Below are 18,923 nucleotides of genomic sequence, written 5' to 3' on the forward strand. Positions count from 1 at the left end.
TGTCAGTCGTCCGCCGACGCGCGGTCGACGCCCTCGATGCCGGGGATGCCCTCGACACCCATGGACGCGAGTTCTCGTTTGAGTGACTGTTCGTCCTCGATGTTCTGCGACAGCTCCATCGCCTGCGCGAAGTTCTTCACGAGCCCGCAGTTCGGCCCCTCCGGCGTCTCGGAGGGACAGATGCGACCCCACTGGGTCGCGTGCAGGTCCCGCGCCTCGAAGTGCGGCTGCGAGCGGCTGAGCGGCGAACGCAGCCGCCGCAGGTGCGACAGCACGCCCATGTAGTCCGTCCGGTCGACCAGCTGGGAGACGCCCGAGCGTCCGCCCACCCAGTTGCCCGTCGCGATGGGGTGCTCGAGCCGCTCGGTCAGCACGTCGGAGCGGACCACCGTGTTGACGGTGAGCTGCCGGTTCCGCATGTTCGCGCGTTCGAGCTGGTACTTCACGTCGCGCGCCAGCTTGTTCAGCGCCGTCCGGAACAGGTCCTTCATCAGGTCGCCGGACACCTTGAGGCGCTTGTTGGCGTAGTGGTCCTTGTCGTCGGCCTCGCGCCGGTCGAGCGCGAGTTCGAAACACGCCTCCGCCATCCGGCAGAGGTAGTACGACTTGTTGATGCGGACCTCCTCCTCCTCGACGCCGTCCTCGTGGAGGTGCGGCAGGAGGTAGCGGTCGATGACGTAGTTCGCGCGCTTGAGCTGGTAGTTCTTCCCCTGTCCGCTGGCGACGCGCTTCCCGAGGGTCTCGATGGCCTCCTCCTCGGTCTGGACGTCGGCCTCCTCCAGGTTCTCCAGCATGAACTTCACGATCTCCGGGTCGTCCGAGACGCGGTGGACGATGTCCTCGTCCGACTCCAGTCCGAGCGCGCGGACGAGGGTGACGAAGTTCACCGACCCGGACACCGAGGGGAACGAGACTTCGAGTAGCCCCTCGCGGTTGCGCTCACACAGCACGAGCGCGCGGTACCCGCGGCGCTGGGAGAACGTCTTGGCGACCTGAATCTCGTCGCCGTACTTCGAGTCGTACTCCGCGAGGATCTTGTTGGGCGCGAGGTCCTCGCTCGTCATCAGCACGCGCTCGGAACCGTTGACGATGAAGTAGCCGCCGGGGTCGACGGGGTCCTCGCCGATCTGGACGAGGTCCTCCTCGGAGAAGCCGGAGATGTTGCACTTGTTCGACCCGACCATGATGGGCATCCGCCCCACCTTCGTCTCCGTCTGGTCGACGACCGTCTCGGGTTCCTCCTCGCCGCCGCGGATGATCTTCATCTCCATGAAGACGGGGGCGGCGTAGGTGATGTTCCGCAGGCGCGCCTCCTGGGGGTAGAGCAACTCCTCGGAGCCGTCCGCCTCGCGGACGCGGGGGGTGGTGATGCGGACGTCGCCGAGTTCGACGTAGACGGGTTCCTGCCCCTCCTTGTCGCCGATGTCGGTGTCGATGGTCTCCTTCTCGTCCACGACGTCCTGCATGCCGCGGTCGAGGAAGTTGTTGAACGACCGGAAGTGGTGTTCGGCCAGCCGCTCCTGGGAGAAGTACTCCCGGGAGACCTCGCGTCGGCTCTCTCGATTCATTCTACCACCAGCCGGTAGACGACGGCTCGGTCGGTGGTGCGCGAGTCGCGTTCGATGCGGACGACGTCGCCCGACTCCGCCTCGTCGGGGAGCGCCGGGTCCGTGCGCGTTATCTTGGGCAGGTCGGTCTTCTTCACGTTGTACTCCTCGAGAACCTCCTCGACGCGCTCGGGGTCGTCGAGGACGGTGTGGTCCGGGACGAGTTCGTGTTCACTTACGTTTACCATGGCTTGGTGGTGGTCGCGTTCGGGGTCGGCCGTGGCCGGTGGGGAGAAGTCTTCACGAGATACTACGGCGTCATATACGACGCCGCCATTTAACGCTTGTCAAGTCGGATGGGGACGCAACGCTGGCCAGCCCGCGGAGAGAGACACGCCGACCGACGTGACCCGCATATTTCAAGCTTTCGGCGCACGGTATCGCACGACACGGACGGGACGGATAACAAGCCTTAATTACGTCCCTCCGAAACCAGGAGATGCGTTCGCCCGGATGGTGTAGTGGCCCATCATACGACCCTGTCACGGTCGTGACGCGGGTTCAAATCCCGCTCCGGGCGCTTACTGGTTTAACGCCCTCTAGTGGAATTTCACTAAACAAGATTAGGTGAATCTTTCAGAGCACCTGGTTGTACGACTCTGACTTACAAGTTTGCTAGAGCGTGCTAAGTGAGTAAGAGAGTGGCATTTCCACTGATGAGTAGCCGGCTCAATTGTAGTCAGAAATATTACTTCACTGTCGCTATAGTTGTAGGCGTTAATTGTCTGTAAGGAATGCTCACCAATCGATAAAATTGTGTCTCATCCCGACTTTGTCCAGTAACTCTGAAACGTATCGGGCCTTATCTTTAGCACTCAAAGCAGTGAATAGGTAGTAACCATCCGAAAGCTCCTCGTACATTCGCATTTCATCTCCATTCATATGGAGTGGCTTATCATTGACTAATACGCGCGTTCCTCTCCCTGTTCCGGGCACGTACGGAATCTTTATTTCTTCCAATAGATTCGCCTCCTCGATGAGATAATTCACGAGCTCTGCTACGGCTTTAGCTTGAGTCTTCCCCGACACTCGTTCTACCTCGTGTCCGTCCTGTAGAATCTGAATCTCATATCCGGATGTAGTAGACTGGGAGCGACTAGACGGAGATTCGATCTCCGTTTTGTGTGCTTGTGCCGCCAATGAGGAAATCAGATCGTCTACGAAACTCTTTGCCTCATCTTCTACCCTTTGTGAAACCGATTCGCCAATCTTGCTCGTGACGACCCTTGTCACGTCCTCAGCGATGTTTTCTTTGTCTCGTCGGAGTGTTTGAATTGCTCTCTGTACGGACTCGATTTTCTCTGCTATCTGTCGGGACTCGCCCGTCTGGATGGATCTCCTTGAAAGAGCTACGAGAGCCTGCCTATTTTCCTGAATATTCTTAAGCGGGAACTCCGCGAGAGATATCTCATTCGGGCGACTACTGCTATTGTCGCGTCTGAAAATCTCGAATTCACGACCGTTCGATAGCAAACCCCAATCCACCCCAACTTGCCGCATATAGCTTCTCAGTTGATTCTCGTGATTCTCCGTTAGGTCTGTATCAGCTCCTTTCGCTTCAACGAAGACTACAGGCGTGTCTTCGAGTTTGAGAGCGTAATCGACCTTTTTCGTTCCAGAGCCCATCTGTACCGAGTACTCAAGTTCAACGTCCGAGGAAAGGATGTTCCAACCCAAGAGCTCAGTCAGCGGCTCGATTATTTTCCTTTTGGTATTCTCTTCATCCATCTGTGGTGATGCCTCAAGGAGTGCAGAAGACTGTTCTGCATAGTCAGACAAGTCCGAATGAAACGACATTATTAACAATTGATTCTCGCACGGGGGCTGATAAAGATACGGAGAATCAGCTCGTATAGGGTATCGTCCGTACTTCCCTCTTATTTTCAGAAACGCAATTTTTATTGCCAGTTATGATGAGTCCGTTGACCCTGACCTCGGTTAACGGACAGGTTGTCTGAATTCTTTAAGTAAGTGTTGGGGTAGATAACGGTGTTAGGCCCCCCGTTTCGCGGGGAAGATGCGAATTTTGCCATATAGTCCCTCGGTAGCGCGAGCCTGTGAGCGCCGTTCTGTCACGGTCGTGACGCGGGTTCAAATCCCGCTCCGGGCGCTCCGAATTCTCGGTTCGGTCGATTCGTTCGACTCGGAGGACGAACCGGCGACTTCCGGAGTCGAGAGGCGCCCCCCTATCCGGTGGACTGCCGGTGGTCCGCACTCCCCACCGTCGGCCCCCGCGAAGTCCTCCCGGCAACGGACCCGCCACCACGTCTCGAAGCCCGCTCGACCGATACGGAGACGCCCAGACGTGACTCGTCGCCGCCCGCTGCGACAGCCGGGTCGCCTGCGACCGTTACTGCGGGTGGCCCGCAGAACAGAAGCGGCCGGTCCGCCCGGCCGAGTCTTCTATCTCGACGAGTTCGCGGCTGCAGTATCCGCACTTGTCTTCGCTCGAGACTTGCACCTCGTAGCTCATCGGCGGCAGTTGCGAGTTCCCCTAAATAACTCACCCGCTCGAATTTTCACCGTTGATTCCTGGATTGACCGTTCCACGGAACTACAGGAACACGAGGAGGCCCGCGAACAGGAACCCGACTGCCATGAGGAGCAGGAGGGTGACGAACAGCGCCATCACGGGTTCGTCGGCCGCGCCGGCGAGGAGGCGCCGCGGCACCGACCGGCCGCCGGCGCTCACGACGGGGTCACGTCCATACCTCGGAGTAACGGGCGCGTTCGAATAAACCCACGCTCGCCGGACTCACACCGAGAGCGTCCCGACGAGGCGTCCGCCGACCGCCGCGCCGACGAGCGCGGCCGCGAGCGTCCCGAGCGCGAACCCGGCGAGGGTCCGCCACTCCCCGTTCCGGACCAGCGCGTGCATCTCGACGGCGAACGAGGAGTACGTCGTGAACGCTCCGCAGAACCCCGTCCCCACGAGGAGCGCGAGGCCACCCGGCGCGCCCGCGGTCACCGCCGCGCCGGTCGCGCCGAGCACGAAGCTCCCGAGAACGTTCACAGCTACCGTCGCCCGGCGGCCGGGGATGCGGTTTCCGAGCAGGTACCGCCCGCTCGCCCCGAGCGCGCCGCCGGCGGCGACGAGCAGGGCCGCCAGCGCTCCCCCGGGCGGATAGCTCACAGTCTCCCCCCGACCAGCGCCCCGAGCGCGGCCGCTGCGGCCCCGAGCACGTACGTGGCCGCGACGTACGTCGCCCCGGCACGGGGACCGAGCGAGAGCGTCTCGACGGCGAACGTGCTGTACGTCGTGAACGACGAGCACAGCCCCGTCGCGGCGAACAGTCGGACACGCTCGGGGAGCGAGCGCACCACCAGCACCCCGAGGAGGAAACTGCCGAGCACGTTGACGGTCATCGTCCCCCCGGCCCCGGCGACGGCGAGACCGACGCCGTACCGGAGCGTCGCGCCGACCGCTCCGCCGACGGCGACGGCTGCGACCGCGCCTGGACTGTCGCTCATACGCCGAGTGCGCCGCGGGCTTACTCGTCGGTTTCGACTTCGCTCGTCCGCGCCCGGGTGGACGGCTCCGGCGACTGCGCCGCCGGCGAGCGGTCGCTCGCACGCGGACTCGCGCCCCCGTGGGGCGTCCGGCGCTCTCGGATTCGGACCGGGTGGACTGCCTCGGTGGCGTCGTCGAGCACCAGCGCTTCGCCAACACCGGCGGGGACCCGCTCTGCGACCCCGCCGTCGAGAAACGTGGGGCGTGCGGCGTCGAGCGTCGCGATGTCGGCCTGTGAGGTCAGCCGATGAACGACGAGCAGGTCGGCCTGCGAGACGGCGGCGTCCGGGAGCACCGCCGGCCGCTGAGTCGCGCAGACGAGCGAGACGCCCGGCGCTCGTCCGCGCGTGAGAAGCGTCCGGAGTGCCGGCCCGGCGACGCCCTCGAAGAACGCGTGCGCCTCGTCGACGAACAGCCACGGGAGCCGGTCGAACGCCCCTTCGACTCGTGCCTCGTACAGCCCCGCGGCGACCGCTCGACAGACGGCGTTCGTCGCCGCCGCCGGGAGCGCCGCGCAGTCGAGGACGGTCGGGTGACCGCCCGCGAGGTCGGACGGACCCAGTCCGTCCGGGTCGAAGACGTCCCACGACGCGGCCAGTGCGACGTGGTTCGCCGCCGCACGCCGGGTCGCCCGTTCGGCGTCACTCCCCTCGACGAACGCCCGCGCGCCGCCGAGCGTCCCGCGCTCGGCGAACGCCCGCCACAGCAGCCCCCCGACGGGGCCGGCGGGGTCGAGGCCGAACAGCCGCGGCCACGACGTGGGCGGCACGGCGTCGGCCCGCACTCGGGGGCGGCGGTGGACCGACCCGCCGTCGGCCACCAGTCCCCCGAAGACCCCCATCGGGTCGACGACGACGGGTGCGAGTCCCGCCGCGTCCGCGACGGCCTCCGCCAGTACGCCGAGCGTGTACGACTTCCCGCTCCCGCGCTTCCCGACGACCAGTCCGGCGTGCGGGCGGTCCAGGTCGAGTGCGACCCGCCCGCCCTCGCTCCCGTCGCGTGCGCAGTAGTGGCCTAGGGCCGCGGTCGGACCGTCGTCCGCGCGGCCGGCGTCAGCCTCCGTTCGACTCCCCGTCCCGTCGGCGCGTCCGATGACGTGCACGGGCGGCGTGCCCTCCCCTTCACGCATAAACCGTCGGCCGAGGGTTCAAGTGGGGAAACGAGCCCACCGACGCCGTGCTCGACCGATTCGAACGGTTCGGCGTCGCAGAGGGACTCGACCCGCTCACCGCGTTCGACGCGGTTCGCCGCGACGAGCGCGGCATCGAGGGGTTGCCGGTCAGGCTGGTCGTCGCGCTGGTCGTCGGCGTCGCCAGCCTGAGCGTGATGCTCAACATGGTGTCCGGGATTCAGGGGCTCGCGGTGACGGAACTCGACGCCCGGCCGTCGCCAGAGGTCACCACGCCCGGCGCACAGAACCTGACGGTGACCGTCGTCGACGCCGACGGCTCGCCGGTCGCGGGTGCGACGGTCGTCGTGAAGAGCGGGACGGCGGACATCGACGGGGTCGCGACGGCGCGGACCGGAGACGACGGGACCGCGACGGTCTCGGTCTCGCCGGAACTCGGCCCGAATCAGGTAGACGGAACGGTGAAGATAGACGTCAAGCCCCCCGCGGGCGGAGGGTTCGTCGACCGCCGCGGGAACACCCGGGTGCTCGTCGTGACCGAGTGACGGTCGGCGGGTCGTCCCTACCGGTCGGTGCCGCGCAGGCGGTCGTCCCAGTCGATCCACTCGTGTTCCCAGCCGGTCCGTGCGAAGTACCCCTGCTCGGCGAACTCGGCGTCCTCTCGCTCGGTCCGGTTCCGGACGCCGGCGTCGGCCTGCTCCCCCTCGACGAGCAACGGGCGGAACGCGACGGGACCGAACTCGTCGACCACGTCGTACCCGCCCGCGCCGCCGGGTTCGACCGCGACGAGCGTCTGCTCGGCTCCGCGTCCGCGCGGCATCACGAGCCGACCGTCCGACGCCAACTGGTCGAGGAGCGCGCGCGGCGGTTCGACCGCCGCCGCCTCCACCAGCACGCGGTCGAACGGCGCGTACGCCGGGAGCCCGCCGCTCCCGTCGCGGCGGTCGACGAGTACGGCGTCGTAGCCGGCCGCCGAGAGGTTGGCGCGCGCCTCGTACACCATCTCTCGGGAGATGTCGACCGCGTGTACGTGCTCGGCGCCGACCCACTCCGCGAGGACGGCGACGGTGTACCCCACGCCAGCGCCGACGACCAGCGTCTCGTCGCCCGGGTCGGCCGCCAGCGCGTCGAGCAGGCGCGCGACGGTCGCCGGCGAGAGCACGCGCGTCCCGCCCTGTTCGCCCTCCCGGTTGACGTAGGGGGCCTCCGCGACGAACTCGTGGCGCGGGACCACGCCCATCGACGCGAGCACGCGCTCGTCGGGCGCCCGGTCGAGGGCGTGTTCGAGCGCGTCCAGCATGTCCTCCCGGAGGACGTCCGTGTCGGGGCCGCCCATGGCACGACTCGGGTCCGCGCGTTAATCAACCATGTGTTTGTGGCCGACGACCGCCTGCGTTCCCGTCCCCGGAATCGGCTCGACGGTCACGTCGCCGAAGCCCGCCTTCGAGAGCCACCCGCGGTAGTCGGCCGGCTCGTGTGCGCCGCCGTGGCCCGAGGCCAATCCGCGAACGTCGGCCGCCGCGGCCGTCTCGCTCCCGTCCGCGAGCGTCTCGACGAGCACGAGCGTGCCGTCGGACTCCAGCGCGTCGACGACCGCGTCGAGCAGTCCGGCCACCTCGAGGGGGTCCATCCCCGTCGCGACGTCCGCGGCGAACGCGAGTTCGAACGCTCGCCCGAGCGCGCCCGGCGTCCCCTGGTGAACGCTCACGTCCGTGTTCCGGTACAGCGGCCGGACGAGGTCCGCGGTCTCCGGTGAGTCGACTATCGTCACGCTCCGACCGCGCTCCGCGAACTCCGCCGCGTACACGCCGGACCCGCCGCAGAGGTCGAGTACGCGCTCGGCCGCCGGCGCGGCCCGCACCGCGGCGGTCACCGCCGCCCGGACGAGCGCCTCGTCGGTCGCGGCGTGCGCGCCGAGCGCGTTCGCCGTCCAGTCGTCGCTCCGCTCCGGGGGCACGCCCGTCGTCATCGTCGTCGGCAGGTTGAGGAGCTCCGTCAGGCGGTCGAGCGCGTGCGGGATGCCCCCGACCGACCGCACGTCTCGCTTGGCGAGCAGCCCCAGCGCCCGGTTCGTCGGCTCGTACTCGCCGTCGACCTCCTCGAGCAGCCCCAGGTCGGTCAGTACCTCGACCGTCGTCGCCGCAGCCTCGGGCGTCACCTTCGTCTCCTCGACCACCTCCCCGGGCGTGCCGGCGCGTTCCATGAGCGCGTCGAGTACGCCCGACTCCCGCGCCGCCCACAGCGTCAGCAGGGACTCGGTCCTCAGCCCGGTCCGGTCTCCCATCGACATGTCTCGGGGGTAGGATTGGGGGGTTAAAAACCGACTGCACGCGAGTGCGCCCGTTCGCTCCCCGGTTCCGGTCGCCCGGCGACGGCTCACCCCTCCTGCATCGACACGAACCGAACGCCGCCGTGGTCCTCGCGCTCGACGCTCCCGTCTCCGACGTGGAGGCGGACGAGCCGCTGGTGCCGGTCGCCGACCGGCGCGAGGACGACCCCGCCCTCGCGCACCTGGTCGACGACCGCGTCGGGAACCGACGGCGTCGCGCAGGTGAGGTACGCCGCGTCGTACGGCGCGTGTCCCGGCCAGCCCTCGTTGCCGTCGCCGACGCGCACGCGGACGCGGTCGTACCCGAGTCGGCTTAGCGTCTCGCGGGCGCGGTCGGCGAGCGTGGGACGGTACTCCACGCTGGCGACGGAGCCGTCCCCGACGAGTTCGGCGGTGACGGCCGCGTGGTAGCCGCAACCCGTCCCGACTTCGAGGACGTCGTCGCCCGGGTCGGGCGCCAGCAGGTCGCACATCACCGCGACCATGTGCGGGGCGCTGATGGTCTGCCCGTCGCCGATGGGGAGCGGTCGGTCGTCGTACGCCGACCCGCTGCGCGCCGCCGGGACGAACTCGTGGCGCGGGACCGCGCGGAGCGCCGCGGCCGTCGCCGGGCGCTCGGCGTACCCGCGCGCCTCCAGTTGGTCGACCATCGCCTCGCGCGCCGCCGCGAAGTCCATATCCTTTCGATAGCGTCCGCTCGATGAAAACAGTCACGCCCGCCCCGTCGTCGCGGACCTGCCGCCCGGGGGCCGGCACGTGCCGCCGCCGCTGGTAAGTCGGTGACCGCCCATCCTTCGAGCGTGTCCAATCCGAGCCTGACCGAACGGGACCTCGCGCTACTGGTCGTGCTCGCTCGCGGGCCGGCGGGCGCGGAGGCGCTCGCGCGGCGTGCCGACCTCTCCCGGAGCGCCGTCGGTGACCGGCTCTCGTTCCTCGCCGACAACGGCCTCGTCCGGGAGACCGGCGACGGCTACGAACTCACCGACAGCGGCCGACGCGTGGTCCGTGCGCCCTCCGACGGCACCGCCGACGTCCCCGACGCCGTCCGCGAGGCGTTGCGGGCGCGCGGGCTCCGCGCGGACCGCCTCGACGCCGTGCTCGCGGCGTTCGCGTTCCTCCGGTACTGGGGGACGGCGACCGGCGCCGAGATCAGCGACGGCGCGTTCAGCGAGGTGCCCCTCGAGTACCGCACGGCGACCGAGTGGTGGACCGAGTTCGTCCGCGACCACCTCGCGGCCGTCCCGACGGTCGACCCGCCCGCGACCGACGACGGCCTCTGGCGGTTCACCGGCCGGCCGGGCGTGTCGGACGTCTCGGCCGACGGGCGCGCGAGGCTGTTCGACCACGGCGAGGCGGGGCGGTACGCCAGCGCGACCGAGGCGATGGTGGCGGCGGGACTCTCGGACGACCAGCGCCGGGCGGTCGCCGCGGCGCTCGCGGTGCTACAGGCCGGAACGGACGTCGACACCGAGACGCTTCGCGCGGCGCTCCCGCCAGCGTACCACGACGACTCCCCCGACACCTCCGATACCTCCGAGATCTCCGATTCCCGGGACGCCTCCGACTCCTCGGACACCTCCGACGCCGGCGTCGCGTTCGCCCTCGACACACTCGCGCGACTGCCGGGGGTCGTCCGGTCGGGCGACCGGTGGCGGTACACGCTGACGCCCGACGGCTACGAGTGAGCGACCCGCACCGGCCGCCACGGAGTCGTTCGTTCCGCCGAGCGGTGTACGTCGTCCCCCGCACGCCACCCCCCTCCCGGCGGCAGTAGATTCATGTTGTGGTCCTCCGAGCGGGGACGCATGGAACGCGCACTCGTGGTCGTCGAACCGGACGCGTCGTTCGAACCGCTGGTCGCCGAGGCGGCGGCGTACGCCGAGGGGAGCGGGGCGGAACTGCTCGTCGTCTCGTTCGTCACCCCCGACTCGTTCGAGCAAGACGCCGAGACGCTGGCCGCCATCGGGGAGGTCGAAGGGGCCTCCTACGGCGAGGACTCGGTGCTGGAGGGGCACCGGAGCGAACTGCGGCAGTTCGTCGACCCGCTGCTCGCCGACCGGGACGTGGCGTACGAGTGTCACGCCGGGGTGGCCGACGAAGACGGCCGCGCCGACGAGATACTGGCGACGGCCGAGGCGAACGACTGTCGGCACCTGTTCGTCCACGGACGGCGGCGCTCGCCCACCGGCAAGGCGCTGTTCGGCGACACCACCCAGCAGTTGCTGCTCAACTTCGACGGGTTCGTCACCGTCGCGATGACCGACGAGGGATACAGGGACTGACGCCGACCCCCCGCGCTGTCCGACACGCTCGGCCGTCGTCCGCTCGCCGACTGACTCCGGGGTTTCGGTACACCTAAAACGGCGCTCCCGGAACGAGGAGTCGTGAGTGACACGACCGACCCGTACGGCCTCGACGACGTGGCCGTCGTCATGGGGACGTACAACGAGGCGGCGGCCATCGGCACGGTGCTCGCTGACATCGACGCCGCGACCGGCGGCGCGGCGGAAGTGGTCGTGGTGGACGGGTCGACCGACGGGACGGCCGACATCGCCCGCGACCGCGGTGCGACGGTCGTCGAACAGGCGCCGCAGGGGTACGGGGTCGCCGTCCGCGCGGCGCTCCGCTCGACGTCGGCGCCCGTCCGCGTCACGACCGACTGCGACGGCACCTACCCGATGGAGCGCATCCCCGACTTCCTCGCCCGCGTCAACGAGGGTGACGACGTGGTGAGCGGCGACCGCCTCTACCACGGCGCGCGGACGATGCCGACGCTGAACCGCTACGGGAACCACGCGTTCGCCGCGCTCGCGAGCGCGCTGACCGGGCGGCGGCTCCACGACGTCACGACCGGGATGCGCGCGTACCGCGGCGACGTGATCGACCGCATCGACTGGACCGAGAACACCGGGCTGTCGGCCGAACTCCTGCTCCGGCCGGTGCTGCGCGGCTACCGCGTCCGCGAGGAACCCATCGACTACGACGAACGCCTCGGCGAGACGACGCTCGACCCGCTGACGGGCGGCGCGGCCATCGCCGCGTCCATCGTCCGCGTCTGTCTCGGCGAGCGACGGCGCACGTGACCCGCCACCGGCCCGGGCCCTCGCCGGTCACGTCGTCGCGTTCGCGAACGTGACCTCGACGCCCCCTTCCGTCGACGCCCCGCCGACGCCGACCGGGACGCACCGGGTCGGGACGCCGCACCGCTCGACGGTCGGCGACAGCGCCCGGAGCGCGCCGTTCTCGCGCGCGACGGGGAACGCCAGCCGGTAGGTGACCCCCGCGGTCGCCCCCGTCGAGGCGTACGCCTCGACGGTCACCTCGTCGCGGTCGGCGACCGCCAGCGTCGCGTTCCCGGTCGGCGAGACGCCGGGACCGGAGAGCCGAACCCGCCCGTCCGCGACGACCAGCGTCGCGTCGAGTTCGCCCCCCGCCGGCGTTGCGACGTAGTACGCGCTGCCCCGGTCGGTGGTCACCCGGACCGTCACCTCCTGCGTCGCCTCGGGGAGGGCGAGCGTCGCGCCGAGTTCGAGTCGCTCACCCGCCACTCGGTCGACGGGAACGAGCGCCGCGTCGACGGTCGACCCGTCCGTCGGGAGCCACGTGCCGGCGTACACGTACCGGTAGAGCGCGCGGTCGGGGTACGCCGCGGCGACGGCGAGTTGGTTCGCGTCGCCGAGCGCGTACACCGTCGGGCCGTCGAACCCCGCGTCGTTCCGGAGCGTCTGGAACGGGTGGTTGAGCCACGGCCCGTACGGCGTCGGGAGGTAGACCAGGGCGTCGGTCGGCGCGCCGTCGGCGAACGGCTCGTAGCCCGCCGCGAGTTCCGCGCTCGCGTCGGCGTTGCGCGCGAGCGGGTCGGCCGCCGTCGCCGCCGCGGCGCCCCCGAGGACGGCCCCGCCGGCGACCATCACCGCGAGCGCGACGCGACTCGCACGGGCGGGTGAGACGTGGTCGCGAGCGCGCGCCCGCACCCACTCCGCCGCGAGAATCGCCCCGCGCGCGCCGAAGACGGCCGTGGGGACGAGCAGGTCGTAGTGGTAGTACGGGCCGAGGTAGTGTATCAGGCCGTCCGTCGGCGAGGCGAGCGTGCCGAGCACGTTGTAGTTCCCCCAGAACGCGACGTTCCCCAGCGACACCGTGAGGAACACCGCCGCGAGGAGCGCGCGGTGGGTCCGTCGCGGCCCGGGCCGGCGGGCGAGCGCGCCGACACCGACGGCGGCCAGCGCCGTTCCGAGCGGTCCGGCGACGACCCAGTCGGCGAACAGCCGTCGGAGGACGAGCGCGTTCGACCGGAGCGCGAGTTCGACGGTGTACACCGCCTCGTGGCCGAGAATCTGGCGGCGACCGAAGCCGATGCCGTCGCGCGGGGCGAACGCCTGGTACGGGAACACCAGCGGGTCGCCGGTGACGAGGTGATTGTAGCCCAGCGCCGCCGCCACGCCGGCAGTCCCGAGGAGCGCCGTCGCGACCCGGCGCGCGAGGAGCGCGCGCGCCGTCGAGTCCGCGGAGCCTCCACCGTCCGTCTCACCCGCCCCGCCCGCGCCGCCGAGGACGGCGCGGTGCGCCCCCGTGCGCGCGAGCGTCCAGCCGGCGTGCGCGACGAACGGCGCGGCGAACAGCACGGCGGTGTACGGCCGCGCGAAGAGGCGAGGCCGACCGCGCCGCCGGCGGCCGCGGCGGCCGGGAGGCTCCCCCGATGCTCCGCGCGGAGGTACGCGAGCGCGAATCCGACGTTCAGCGCCGTCGTCGCCGCGTACGGGAGGTAGACGCCAGCGTGAACGAGGAACAGCGGCGAGGCGAGGAGCAGGACGCCGGCGAGCAGACCGGTCCGGCCGTCGAACAGTTCCCGGCCGAGCGCGGCGGTCAGCCCCACCGTCGCCGCGGCGACGGCCGTCAGCGCGAGCGGGAACCCGCCGGCGAGTCTCCCGAGCGCGAACACCGCCGCGGGGACGGGTGCGTACTTCGAGTAGAGGCGGTCGCCGTCCTCGACGAAGAACCACGGCCGGAACGCGTCCTCGACCGGCGGCCGGAGGAACAGCCGACCGCGCAGGAGGAGTTCCGCCTGCTGGAGGTACACCGCCTCGTCGTGGTTGAGCGAGCGGTACGGGAAGACCTCCGTCGAGACGAGGAACGCGACGACGCCCGCGAGCGCCGCGAGCGCGAGCGTCGCCGCCCGCCAGCGGTCGCCTCGGAGTCGGCGCGGCGCGCGCATCTACCGGCTCGGGTACCACGCGAGCGTGTGGTCAGCGACGAGTCGGACCCCGACGGGGTCGCCGACCGAGAAGTTCTCCGCGTGGTTGTGGAGGCAGCGGACGACGCTGCCGTCTGTGAGTTCGACGTGGTAGACGAACGACGGACCGGTGTACTGCCGGCGGGTGACGCGGCCGTCGGCGTTGGCCTCGGCCGCCGGCGTCGCCCTGAGGTCGTCGGGTCGCACGAGCACGTCGACGGTCGCGCCGACGTACTCGTCGGTGAGTCCCTTCAGCAGGTCGCGGTCGTACGACCCGATGGGCGTCTCGATGCTCGACTGGCGCACCCGCGCGGGCAGGAATCCCGCCTGCCCGAGGAAGGAGGCGACGAACCGCGACTCGGGGTGTTCGAACACCTCGCCGGGCGCGCCCACCTGCTCGATTCGCCCGTCGTTCATGACGGCGACGCGGTCGGAGATGGAGAGCGCCTCCTCCTGGTCGTGCGTGACCGAGACGGCGGTGACGCCCGCCTCCGTCAGGATGCGGCGGACCTCCTCGCGCATCTCCACGCGCAGGCGGACGTCGAGGTTCGAGAACGGTTCGTCGAGCAGCAGCACGTCAGGTTCGGGCGCGAGCGAGCGTGCGAGCGCGACCCGCTGGCGCTGGCCGCCCGAGAGGTCGCCCGGCGAGCGGTCGCCGTACTCGGCGAGGCCGACCAGGTCGAGCAGGTCCCCGACACGCTCGTCGGCCGCCTCGCCGTCGAGGTCGTCCAGCCCGAACGCGACGTTCTCCGCGACGGTGAGGTGGGGGAACAGCGCGAACTCCTGGAACACCATCCCCACGTCGCGCTCCTCGGGCGGGACGACGGTCCCGTCGCCGGCGACCACGTCGTCGCCGACGGTGACCGTCCCCTCGGTGGGCGCCTCCAGCCCCGCTACCATCCGGAGCGTCGTCGTCTTCCCGCAGCCCGACGGGCCGAGCAGCGTGAGCAGTTCGCCCCGCCTGACGCTGAGGTCGACTCCCGAGACCGCCGTCTCGGAGCTGTACGTCTTCCGGACGCCCGCCAGTTCGAGGACGGACTCGGTCGTCCCGTCCGACTCGTCGGCCGGCGGGCGGGGGGTGGGGCCCGCCGCCGCGGTACTCGCCGTCTCCTCGGCTCTTGGTTCGTTACGCATCGTCACGCTCCTGGCGCAGGAGGGGGACCATCGACAGCCCCGAGACGACCACCAGCACGAGCGCCGGTAGCGCCGCCCGGCCGTAGTAGCCGGCCTCCTGGACTCGCCAGATGTAGGTAACTAGGGTTGTAAACCCTGTCGGATGGAGGATGAGCGTCGTGTCGAGTTCCTTCATCGTCGTCAGGAACACCAGCGCGGCGCCCGCGACCAGTCCCGGCGCGATGAGCGGCAGCGTCACCCGGCGGAACGCCCGCCGCGGGGCGCGCCGAGCACGCGGGCGGCGCCGAGGAGTTCCCGGTCGACCCCGAGGACGGACGAGCGGGTGGAGCCGACCGCCTGCGGGAGGAACCGGACGACGTACGCGAACACGAGCAGCGGGAGCGTCTGGTACAGCGCCGGCGCGTACCGGATGCCGAAGAAGACGAGCGCGAGCCCGAGCACCACACCCGGCATCGCGTAGCCCAGGTACGTCGCCCGCTCGGCGAGGCGGGCGAACACCGACCGCGAGCGACCGGCGTAGTACGCCACCGGGAGCGCGAACAGCACCGTCGCGCCCGCCGCGAGCGCGGCGACGTACACCGAGTTGAACGCGAACTCGGGGCGGAACGCCAGCCCGCCGCCGGCGTACCCCGGTCCCGAGCGCACCAGCCACATCGCGAGCACGCCGACGGGGAGTGCGAGCGTGAACGTCGTCACGAGCGCCGGCAGGGCCATCGCAGCCCAGCGGAACCGACCCAGCGAGAGCACCGGCGTCGCGGAGGCGGGCGTGCCGTAGCCGGCCGCCTCGTCGCCGCCGACCCGCGATTCGAGCGCGAGTATCACCGCCGTCACCGCGAGTAGCTGGAGCGAGAGGAGGGTCGCGTTCGCGCGCCCGATGCCGAAGCTGTTGAGTTCGACGTAGATGACCCGCGTGAACACGTCGAACCGCATGATCGCGGGCGTCCCGAAGTCCGAGAGCGTGTACAGCGCGACCAGGAGCGCGCCCGCGGTGACGCCGGAGGCGACCTGGGGGAGGATGACCCGGCGGAACGCGGCGCGGTAGCCGTGGTTCAGCGTCCGCGCGGCCTCCAGTTGGTTCTGGTCGAACGACAGCAGCGAGGCGCGCGTCGTGAGGAACACGTACGGGTAGACGAACAGCGTCAACACGAGCGCGGTGCCCGGCAGCCCGTACACCGTCGGCACGCTCACCCCGAGCGGGGTGAGCAGGTCCGCGAGTTCGCCGTTCGGACCGAACGCGGAGACGTACGCGAACGCACCGATGTAGCTTGGGACGACCAGCGGGAGCGCGATGAGGACGGTCCACAGCCGGCGGAACGGCAGGTCCGTCTGGACGGTCAACACCGCGAGCGGGACGCCGAGCAGGACGGACGCGAGCGTGACGACGCCGACGAGCACGAGGCTGTTCGCCAGCACCTCGGTCGCCGTCGGGGAGACGAGCAGCGACAGCGCCGCCGCGGGGGCGACCTCCGCGGCGCTCAACAGCAGCCACGCGAGCGGCGAGAGCACGGCGGCCGCCACTGCGCCCGCGAGGACGACCACCGCGGCGTCCGTCTCGTCCCCCCCGAGCGCCGCCCGCACTCCCTCCGCGCCGTCGGGGACGGACATCAGAGGACGCCCACCTCGCGCATGAGTTCGAGCGTCGGCTGGAGGTTCGACAGTTCTGCTAGGTCGACGTCCGGCGGGTTCAACTCGTCGATGGTCGGGAGTCCGCCGACCGGCGGGACGCCCGGAATCATCGGGTACGCGTACGTCCGGGTCGCGAAGAACTCCTGCGCCTCCGCCGACAGCAGGTGGCGGACGAACGTGTTCGCGAGGTCCCCGTTCTCGCTCGGGGCGAGCACCGCCGCGCCGGCGACGTTGATGAGCGCGCCCGCGTCGCCGCTCGTGAACGCCAGGTCGAGCGGGGCGTCCGGGCGGGAGGCCCGCACGCGGAGCGCGTAGTAGTGGTTCGCGAACCCGGCGTCGAGTTCGCCGTCGGCCACCGCGTTCGAGACGAGGAACTCGTTGTTGTACTCGCTCACGCCCGCCTCGAGCATCCCCCGCAGCCACTCCCTCGTGGCGTCCTCGCCCTCGATGAGCCGCATCGCCGTGACGAACGCCTGGAACGCGCCGTACGTCGGCGCCCAGCCCATCGCTCCCGCGAGCGCGGACTGCTCGGGGAACGCCATCACGCTGTCGGGGACGTCCTCGTCCGCGAGCGCCGACGTGTTGTACGGGACGGCGCGGGCGCGGCCGGCGGTGCCGACCCAGTCGTCGTCCGGGTGAAACTCCTCCGGGACGGGGTCGACCACCTCGCCCGGGAGCGACGCGGTCAGCCCCGCGTCCGCGACGGCCGCGAGCGACCCGGCGTCGACCGACCAGAACACGTCCGCGGGCGTCGCCTCCCCCTCGCTGATGATGGTGTTCGCGGCGTCGGCGGTCCCCGACTCGCGCGGCGTGGCCGTGAACTCGGGGTATATCTCCTGCAGGCGGGTCAAGAGGTCGCGGTAGAGGCCGCCCTCGCCGCCGCCGAGGTAGATGACGAGTTCCCCGGAGAGGTCGGGGAGATCGGCGATGCGGGTGCCGGAGAGTTCGCCGCGCCCCTCCGCGAGCGGCCCGGAGCCGCGGAACTCGGTGAAGCCGGCGGTCGACTCGGTGCCGCCGTTCTCGCCGGTCGGGTCGCCGGCACCGAACGGCGTGGTACAGCCGGCCAGCCCGCCGACGCCGACGGCCCCGACGGACGCGAGGAAGCGCCGGCGGTCGGCCGTCCGCTCAGTCATCGGCGACCACCGCCTCGGCGCTCGGGGCGTCGGCGTCGATGGCGTCGAGACAGTCGAGCCAGTCGCGCATGTACTCGCCGCAGTGGTTGAGGAACGCCCCGTTGGTCCACTCGTCGAACTCGCCGTCCGCGAGCGCGTCGGCCATCCCCGCGAACGCCTCCCGGAACGAGTCGGCGTCCGCCGCCGCGTCGTCGACGACGGTCCAGAGGTGTTCGTTGAGTTCCAGCCCCGCCACCTCGTCGGTCAGGTCGTCGAACGTCGACCGGGCCACCTTGTCGTGCCGGCACAGCGGCGCGCCGTTGTACACCTGCGCGCCGAGGACGTCGCAGGCGCGCTTGAGGAACACCCCCGACCAGATGTCGTCGAACCGCCCGACGCCCCACTCGTTGTCGTCCATCGGCAACTGGTAGAACGCCGGGACGACTTCGCGGCGGAACGCGAGGTTCATCGAGCAGACGGTGAGGTACTGCCCCTCGGCGGCGACGAAGTCCCGGTCGAAGTCGTCCGCGTCGGTCCTCGTCCGCGCCTGCCCCCGCAGGTCGCCGTCCATCAGGATGCGGACGGCGTCCAGGTCGGGCACGTTCGTCCAGAGTCCCTGGGAGGCGACGACGGAGTCGACGTGTTCCGTCGTCGTCTCCACCGCCTCGTCCATCGCCGCGTACGGGTAGCCGCGGGGGTAGAGGTCGGCGTCGCTCTGGTAGAGCACGTTCACCCACGACTCGTCGGTCCGGACCGTCTCGACGGGGCCCTCGTACGCGAGGTTCGACAGGTGGGTGCCGAAGAAGTCGGTGTCCGGACGGGGTCGCGTGTCGTCGTCGAGGAAGACGCCGTACTCGAACCGGTCGTTCGCCCAGAGGTACAGCAGGCCGAACGACGTCTGCGCGTGGCTGGCGGCCGGGACGAGGTGGTCGTACGCCGCCACCCCCTGCTCGACGAACCACGTCTCGCGCGCGCTCGCGTCGAACGCCGCGCCGGCGACGCCCTCCTCGTCGAGCATCGCCTCCATCGCCGCGGTGTCACAGAAGTCCTCGGTCACGAGGACGACGAACAGTCGGTCGGTGTCGAATCCGTGTTGGCGGGCGTTCTCGACGTACTCTCGCACGCACTCGTACTCCCTGACCGTCGGGACGACGACGCAGATGTCCTGACCGGCGCTCGCGCTCATTCGTTGTCCGGTGTCTGTTTAGGCACACCTAAAGAGTGTCGGTCTTTCGGCCGACC

Annotated in this window: 18 protein-coding genes, 1 tRNA gene and 1 pseudogene; 5 read left to right on the forward strand and 15 right to left on the reverse strand. The window is 70.1% G+C overall.

Going from position 1 to position 18,923, the window contains the following annotated elements; genetic code table 11:
- Positions 1-2: 2 nt before the first annotated feature.
- Both AC6RUA_RS12200 and AC6RUA_RS12205 read right to left on the reverse strand, forming a co-directional pair.
- On the reverse strand, positions 3-1,568 hold the full coding sequence (locus AC6RUA_RS12200) for a DNA-directed RNA polymerase subunit B'' (RefSeq protein ID WP_499813280.1): 1,566 nt from the start codon (positions 1,566-1,568) through the stop codon (positions 3-5).
- Positions 1,565-1,795 carry a DNA-directed RNA polymerase subunit H gene (locus AC6RUA_RS12205; RefSeq protein ID WP_499813281.1) on the reverse strand — a complete coding sequence of 77 codons (231 nt, stop codon included), beginning with the start codon at positions 1,793-1,795 and terminating at the stop codon, positions 1,565-1,567. Before AC6RUA_RS12205 ends, AC6RUA_RS12200 begins: the two co-directional genes overlap by 4 nt.
- 259 nt (positions 1,796-2,054) lie before the next feature.
- Between AC6RUA_RS12205 and AC6RUA_RS12210 the strand changes: the two genes are divergently transcribed.
- Positions 2,055-2,127 (forward strand) — tRNA-Asp (locus AC6RUA_RS12210).
- Between the two features lie 218 nt (positions 2,128-2,345).
- On the opposite strand, the gene AC6RUA_RS12215 is transcribed toward AC6RUA_RS12210, so the two are convergent.
- The 5 genes from AC6RUA_RS12215 to AC6RUA_RS12235 all read right to left on the reverse strand — a co-directional run bounded on the left by AC6RUA_RS12215 (position 2,346) and on the right by AC6RUA_RS12235 (position 6,220).
- Positions 2,346-3,335, reverse strand: coding sequence for a type I restriction enzyme HsdR N-terminal domain-containing protein (locus tag AC6RUA_RS12215; RefSeq protein ID WP_499813282.1), 990 nt, complete (start codon positions 3,333-3,335; stop codon positions 2,346-2,348).
- Positions 3,336-4,161: 826 nt separating this feature from the next.
- Complete coding sequence (locus tag AC6RUA_RS12220; protein WP_499813283.1) at positions 4,162-4,299, reverse strand: hypothetical protein; 138 nt, start codon at positions 4,297-4,299, stop codon at positions 4,162-4,164.
- Between the two features lie 63 nt (positions 4,300-4,362).
- Positions 4,363-4,740: a fluoride efflux transporter FluC gene (locus tag AC6RUA_RS12225; protein WP_499813284.1), complete on the reverse strand. Its 378-nt coding sequence runs from the start codon at positions 4,738-4,740 to the stop codon at positions 4,363-4,365.
- Complete coding sequence (locus AC6RUA_RS12230) at positions 4,737-5,078, reverse strand: fluoride efflux transporter FluC (protein WP_499813285.1); 342 nt, start codon at positions 5,076-5,078, stop codon at positions 4,737-4,739. The genes AC6RUA_RS12225 and AC6RUA_RS12230 overlap by 4 nt, the downstream gene beginning before the upstream one ends.
- 20 nt (positions 5,079-5,098) lie before the next feature.
- Entirely contained in the window at positions 5,099-6,220 is a 1,122-nt protein-coding gene (locus AC6RUA_RS12235; protein WP_499813286.1) for an ATP-binding protein, read from the reverse strand.
- 74 nt (positions 6,221-6,294) lie between these two features.
- Here AC6RUA_RS12235 and AC6RUA_RS12240 point away from each other — a divergent pair, with 74 nt between their 5' ends.
- On the forward strand, positions 6,295-6,792 hold the full coding sequence (locus tag AC6RUA_RS12240) for an Ig-like domain-containing protein (RefSeq protein WP_499813287.1): 498 nt from the start codon (positions 6,295-6,297) through the stop codon (positions 6,790-6,792).
- A gap of 17 nt (positions 6,793-6,809) precedes the next feature.
- Here the strand turns inward: AC6RUA_RS12240 and AC6RUA_RS12245 are convergent, their stop codons facing one another.
- The 3 genes from AC6RUA_RS12245 to AC6RUA_RS12255 form a co-directional block, all read right to left on the reverse strand.
- On the reverse strand, positions 6,810-7,583 hold the full coding sequence (locus AC6RUA_RS12245) for a protein-L-isoaspartate O-methyltransferase family protein (protein WP_499813288.1): 774 nt from the start codon (positions 7,581-7,583) through the stop codon (positions 6,810-6,812).
- A 21-nt stretch (positions 7,584-7,604) separates the two neighbouring features.
- On the reverse strand, positions 7,605-8,537 hold the full coding sequence (locus tag AC6RUA_RS12250; protein WP_499813289.1) for a methyltransferase domain-containing protein: 933 nt from the start codon (positions 8,535-8,537) through the stop codon (positions 7,605-7,607).
- Positions 8,538-8,623: 86 nt separating this feature from the next.
- Complete coding sequence (locus AC6RUA_RS12255; RefSeq protein ID WP_499813290.1) at positions 8,624-9,253, reverse strand: protein-L-isoaspartate(D-aspartate) O-methyltransferase; 630 nt, start codon at positions 9,251-9,253, stop codon at positions 8,624-8,626.
- A 123-nt stretch (positions 9,254-9,376) separates the two neighbouring features.
- Between AC6RUA_RS12255 and AC6RUA_RS12260 the strand changes: the two genes are divergently transcribed.
- The 3 genes from AC6RUA_RS12260 to AC6RUA_RS12270 all read left to right on the forward strand — a co-directional run bounded on the left by AC6RUA_RS12260 (position 9,377) and on the right by AC6RUA_RS12270 (position 11,659).
- A complete protein-coding gene (locus tag AC6RUA_RS12260) occupies positions 9,377-10,261 on the forward strand; it encodes a hypothetical protein (RefSeq protein ID WP_499813291.1) in 885 nt (294 codons plus the stop codon).
- A 120-nt stretch (positions 10,262-10,381) separates the two neighbouring features.
- Entirely contained in the window at positions 10,382-10,858 is a 477-nt protein-coding gene (locus AC6RUA_RS12265) for a universal stress protein (RefSeq protein WP_499813292.1), read from the forward strand.
- A 150-nt stretch (positions 10,859-11,008) separates the two neighbouring features.
- A complete protein-coding gene (locus AC6RUA_RS12270; RefSeq protein ID WP_499815446.1) occupies positions 11,009-11,659 on the forward strand; it encodes a dolichyl-phosphate hexose transferase in 651 nt (216 codons plus the stop codon).
- Positions 11,660-11,686: 27 nt separating this feature from the next.
- On the opposite strand, the gene AC6RUA_RS12275 is transcribed toward AC6RUA_RS12270, so the two are convergent.
- The 5 genes and pseudogenes from AC6RUA_RS12275 to AC6RUA_RS12295 all read right to left on the reverse strand — a co-directional run bounded on the left by AC6RUA_RS12275 (position 11,687) and on the right by AC6RUA_RS12295 (position 18,867).
- Positions 11,687-13,201: a DUF7846 domain-containing protein gene (locus AC6RUA_RS12275; protein ID WP_499813293.1), complete on the reverse strand. Its 1,515-nt coding sequence runs from the start codon at positions 13,199-13,201 to the stop codon at positions 11,687-11,689.
- Between the two features lie 590 nt (positions 13,202-13,791).
- A complete protein-coding gene (locus AC6RUA_RS12280; protein ID WP_499813294.1) occupies positions 13,792-14,943 on the reverse strand; it encodes an ABC transporter ATP-binding protein in 1,152 nt (383 codons plus the stop codon).
- A pseudogene (locus AC6RUA_RS12285) lies at positions 14,936-16,548 on the reverse strand (ABC transporter permease). The gene AC6RUA_RS12280 and the pseudogene AC6RUA_RS12285 overlap by 8 nt, the downstream one beginning before the upstream one ends.
- The gene (locus tag AC6RUA_RS12290; protein ID WP_499813295.1) at positions 16,548-17,702 is read right to left on the reverse strand and encodes an extracellular solute-binding protein; all 1,155 of its coding nucleotides are present in this window, start codon (positions 17,700-17,702) and stop codon (positions 16,548-16,550) included. The pseudogene AC6RUA_RS12285 and the gene AC6RUA_RS12290 overlap by 1 nt, the downstream one beginning before the upstream one ends.
- Positions 17,695-18,867: an alpha-1 4-glucan-protein synthase gene (locus tag AC6RUA_RS12295; RefSeq protein WP_499813296.1), complete on the reverse strand. Its 1,173-nt coding sequence runs from the start codon at positions 18,865-18,867 to the stop codon at positions 17,695-17,697. Before AC6RUA_RS12295 ends, AC6RUA_RS12290 begins: the two co-directional genes overlap by 8 nt.
- Positions 18,868-18,923: the final 56 nt, after the last annotated feature.

Source organism: Halorarum sp. SLYT50 (genome assembly GCF_059821265.1).

Coding starts and splice junctions, on each gene's coding strand:
- AC6RUA_RS12200 (WP_499813280.1), bottom strand. CDS start 1,568: ATGAATCGAGAGAGCCGACGCGAGGTCTCCCGGGAGTACTTCTCCCAG.
- AC6RUA_RS12205 (WP_499813281.1), bottom strand. CDS start 1,795: ATGGTAAACGTAAGTGAACACGAACTCGTCCCGGACCACACCGTCCTC.
- AC6RUA_RS12215 (WP_499813282.1), bottom strand. CDS start 3,335: ATGGATGAAGAGAATACCAAAAGGAAAATAATCGAGCCGCTGACTGAG.
- AC6RUA_RS12230 (WP_499813285.1), bottom strand. CDS start 5,078: ATGAGCGACAGTCCAGGCGCGGTCGCAGCCGTCGCCGTCGGCGGAGCG.
- AC6RUA_RS12245 (WP_499813288.1), bottom strand. CDS start 7,583: ATGGGCGGCCCCGACACGGACGTCCTCCGGGAGGACATGCTGGACGCG.
- AC6RUA_RS12250 (WP_499813289.1), bottom strand. CDS start 8,537: ATGTCGATGGGAGACCGGACCGGGCTGAGGACCGAGTCCCTGCTGACG.
- AC6RUA_RS12255 (WP_499813290.1), bottom strand. CDS start 9,253: ATGGACTTCGCGGCGGCGCGCGAGGCGATGGTCGACCAACTGGAGGCG.
- AC6RUA_RS12265 (WP_499813292.1), top strand. CDS start 10,382: ATGGAACGCGCACTCGTGGTCGTCGAACCGGACGCGTCGTTCGAACCG.
- AC6RUA_RS12270 (WP_499815446.1), top strand. CDS start 11,009: ATGGGGACGTACAACGAGGCGGCGGCCATCGGCACGGTGCTCGCTGAC.
- AC6RUA_RS12280 (WP_499813294.1), bottom strand. CDS start 14,943: ATGCGTAACGAACCAAGAGCCGAGGAGACGGCGAGTACCGCGGCGGCG.
- AC6RUA_RS12290 (WP_499813295.1), bottom strand. CDS start 17,702: ATGACTGAGCGGACGGCCGACCGCCGGCGCTTCCTCGCGTCCGTCGGG.
- AC6RUA_RS12295 (WP_499813296.1), bottom strand. CDS start 18,867: ATGAGCGCGAGCGCCGGTCAGGACATCTGCGTCGTCGTCCCGACGGTC.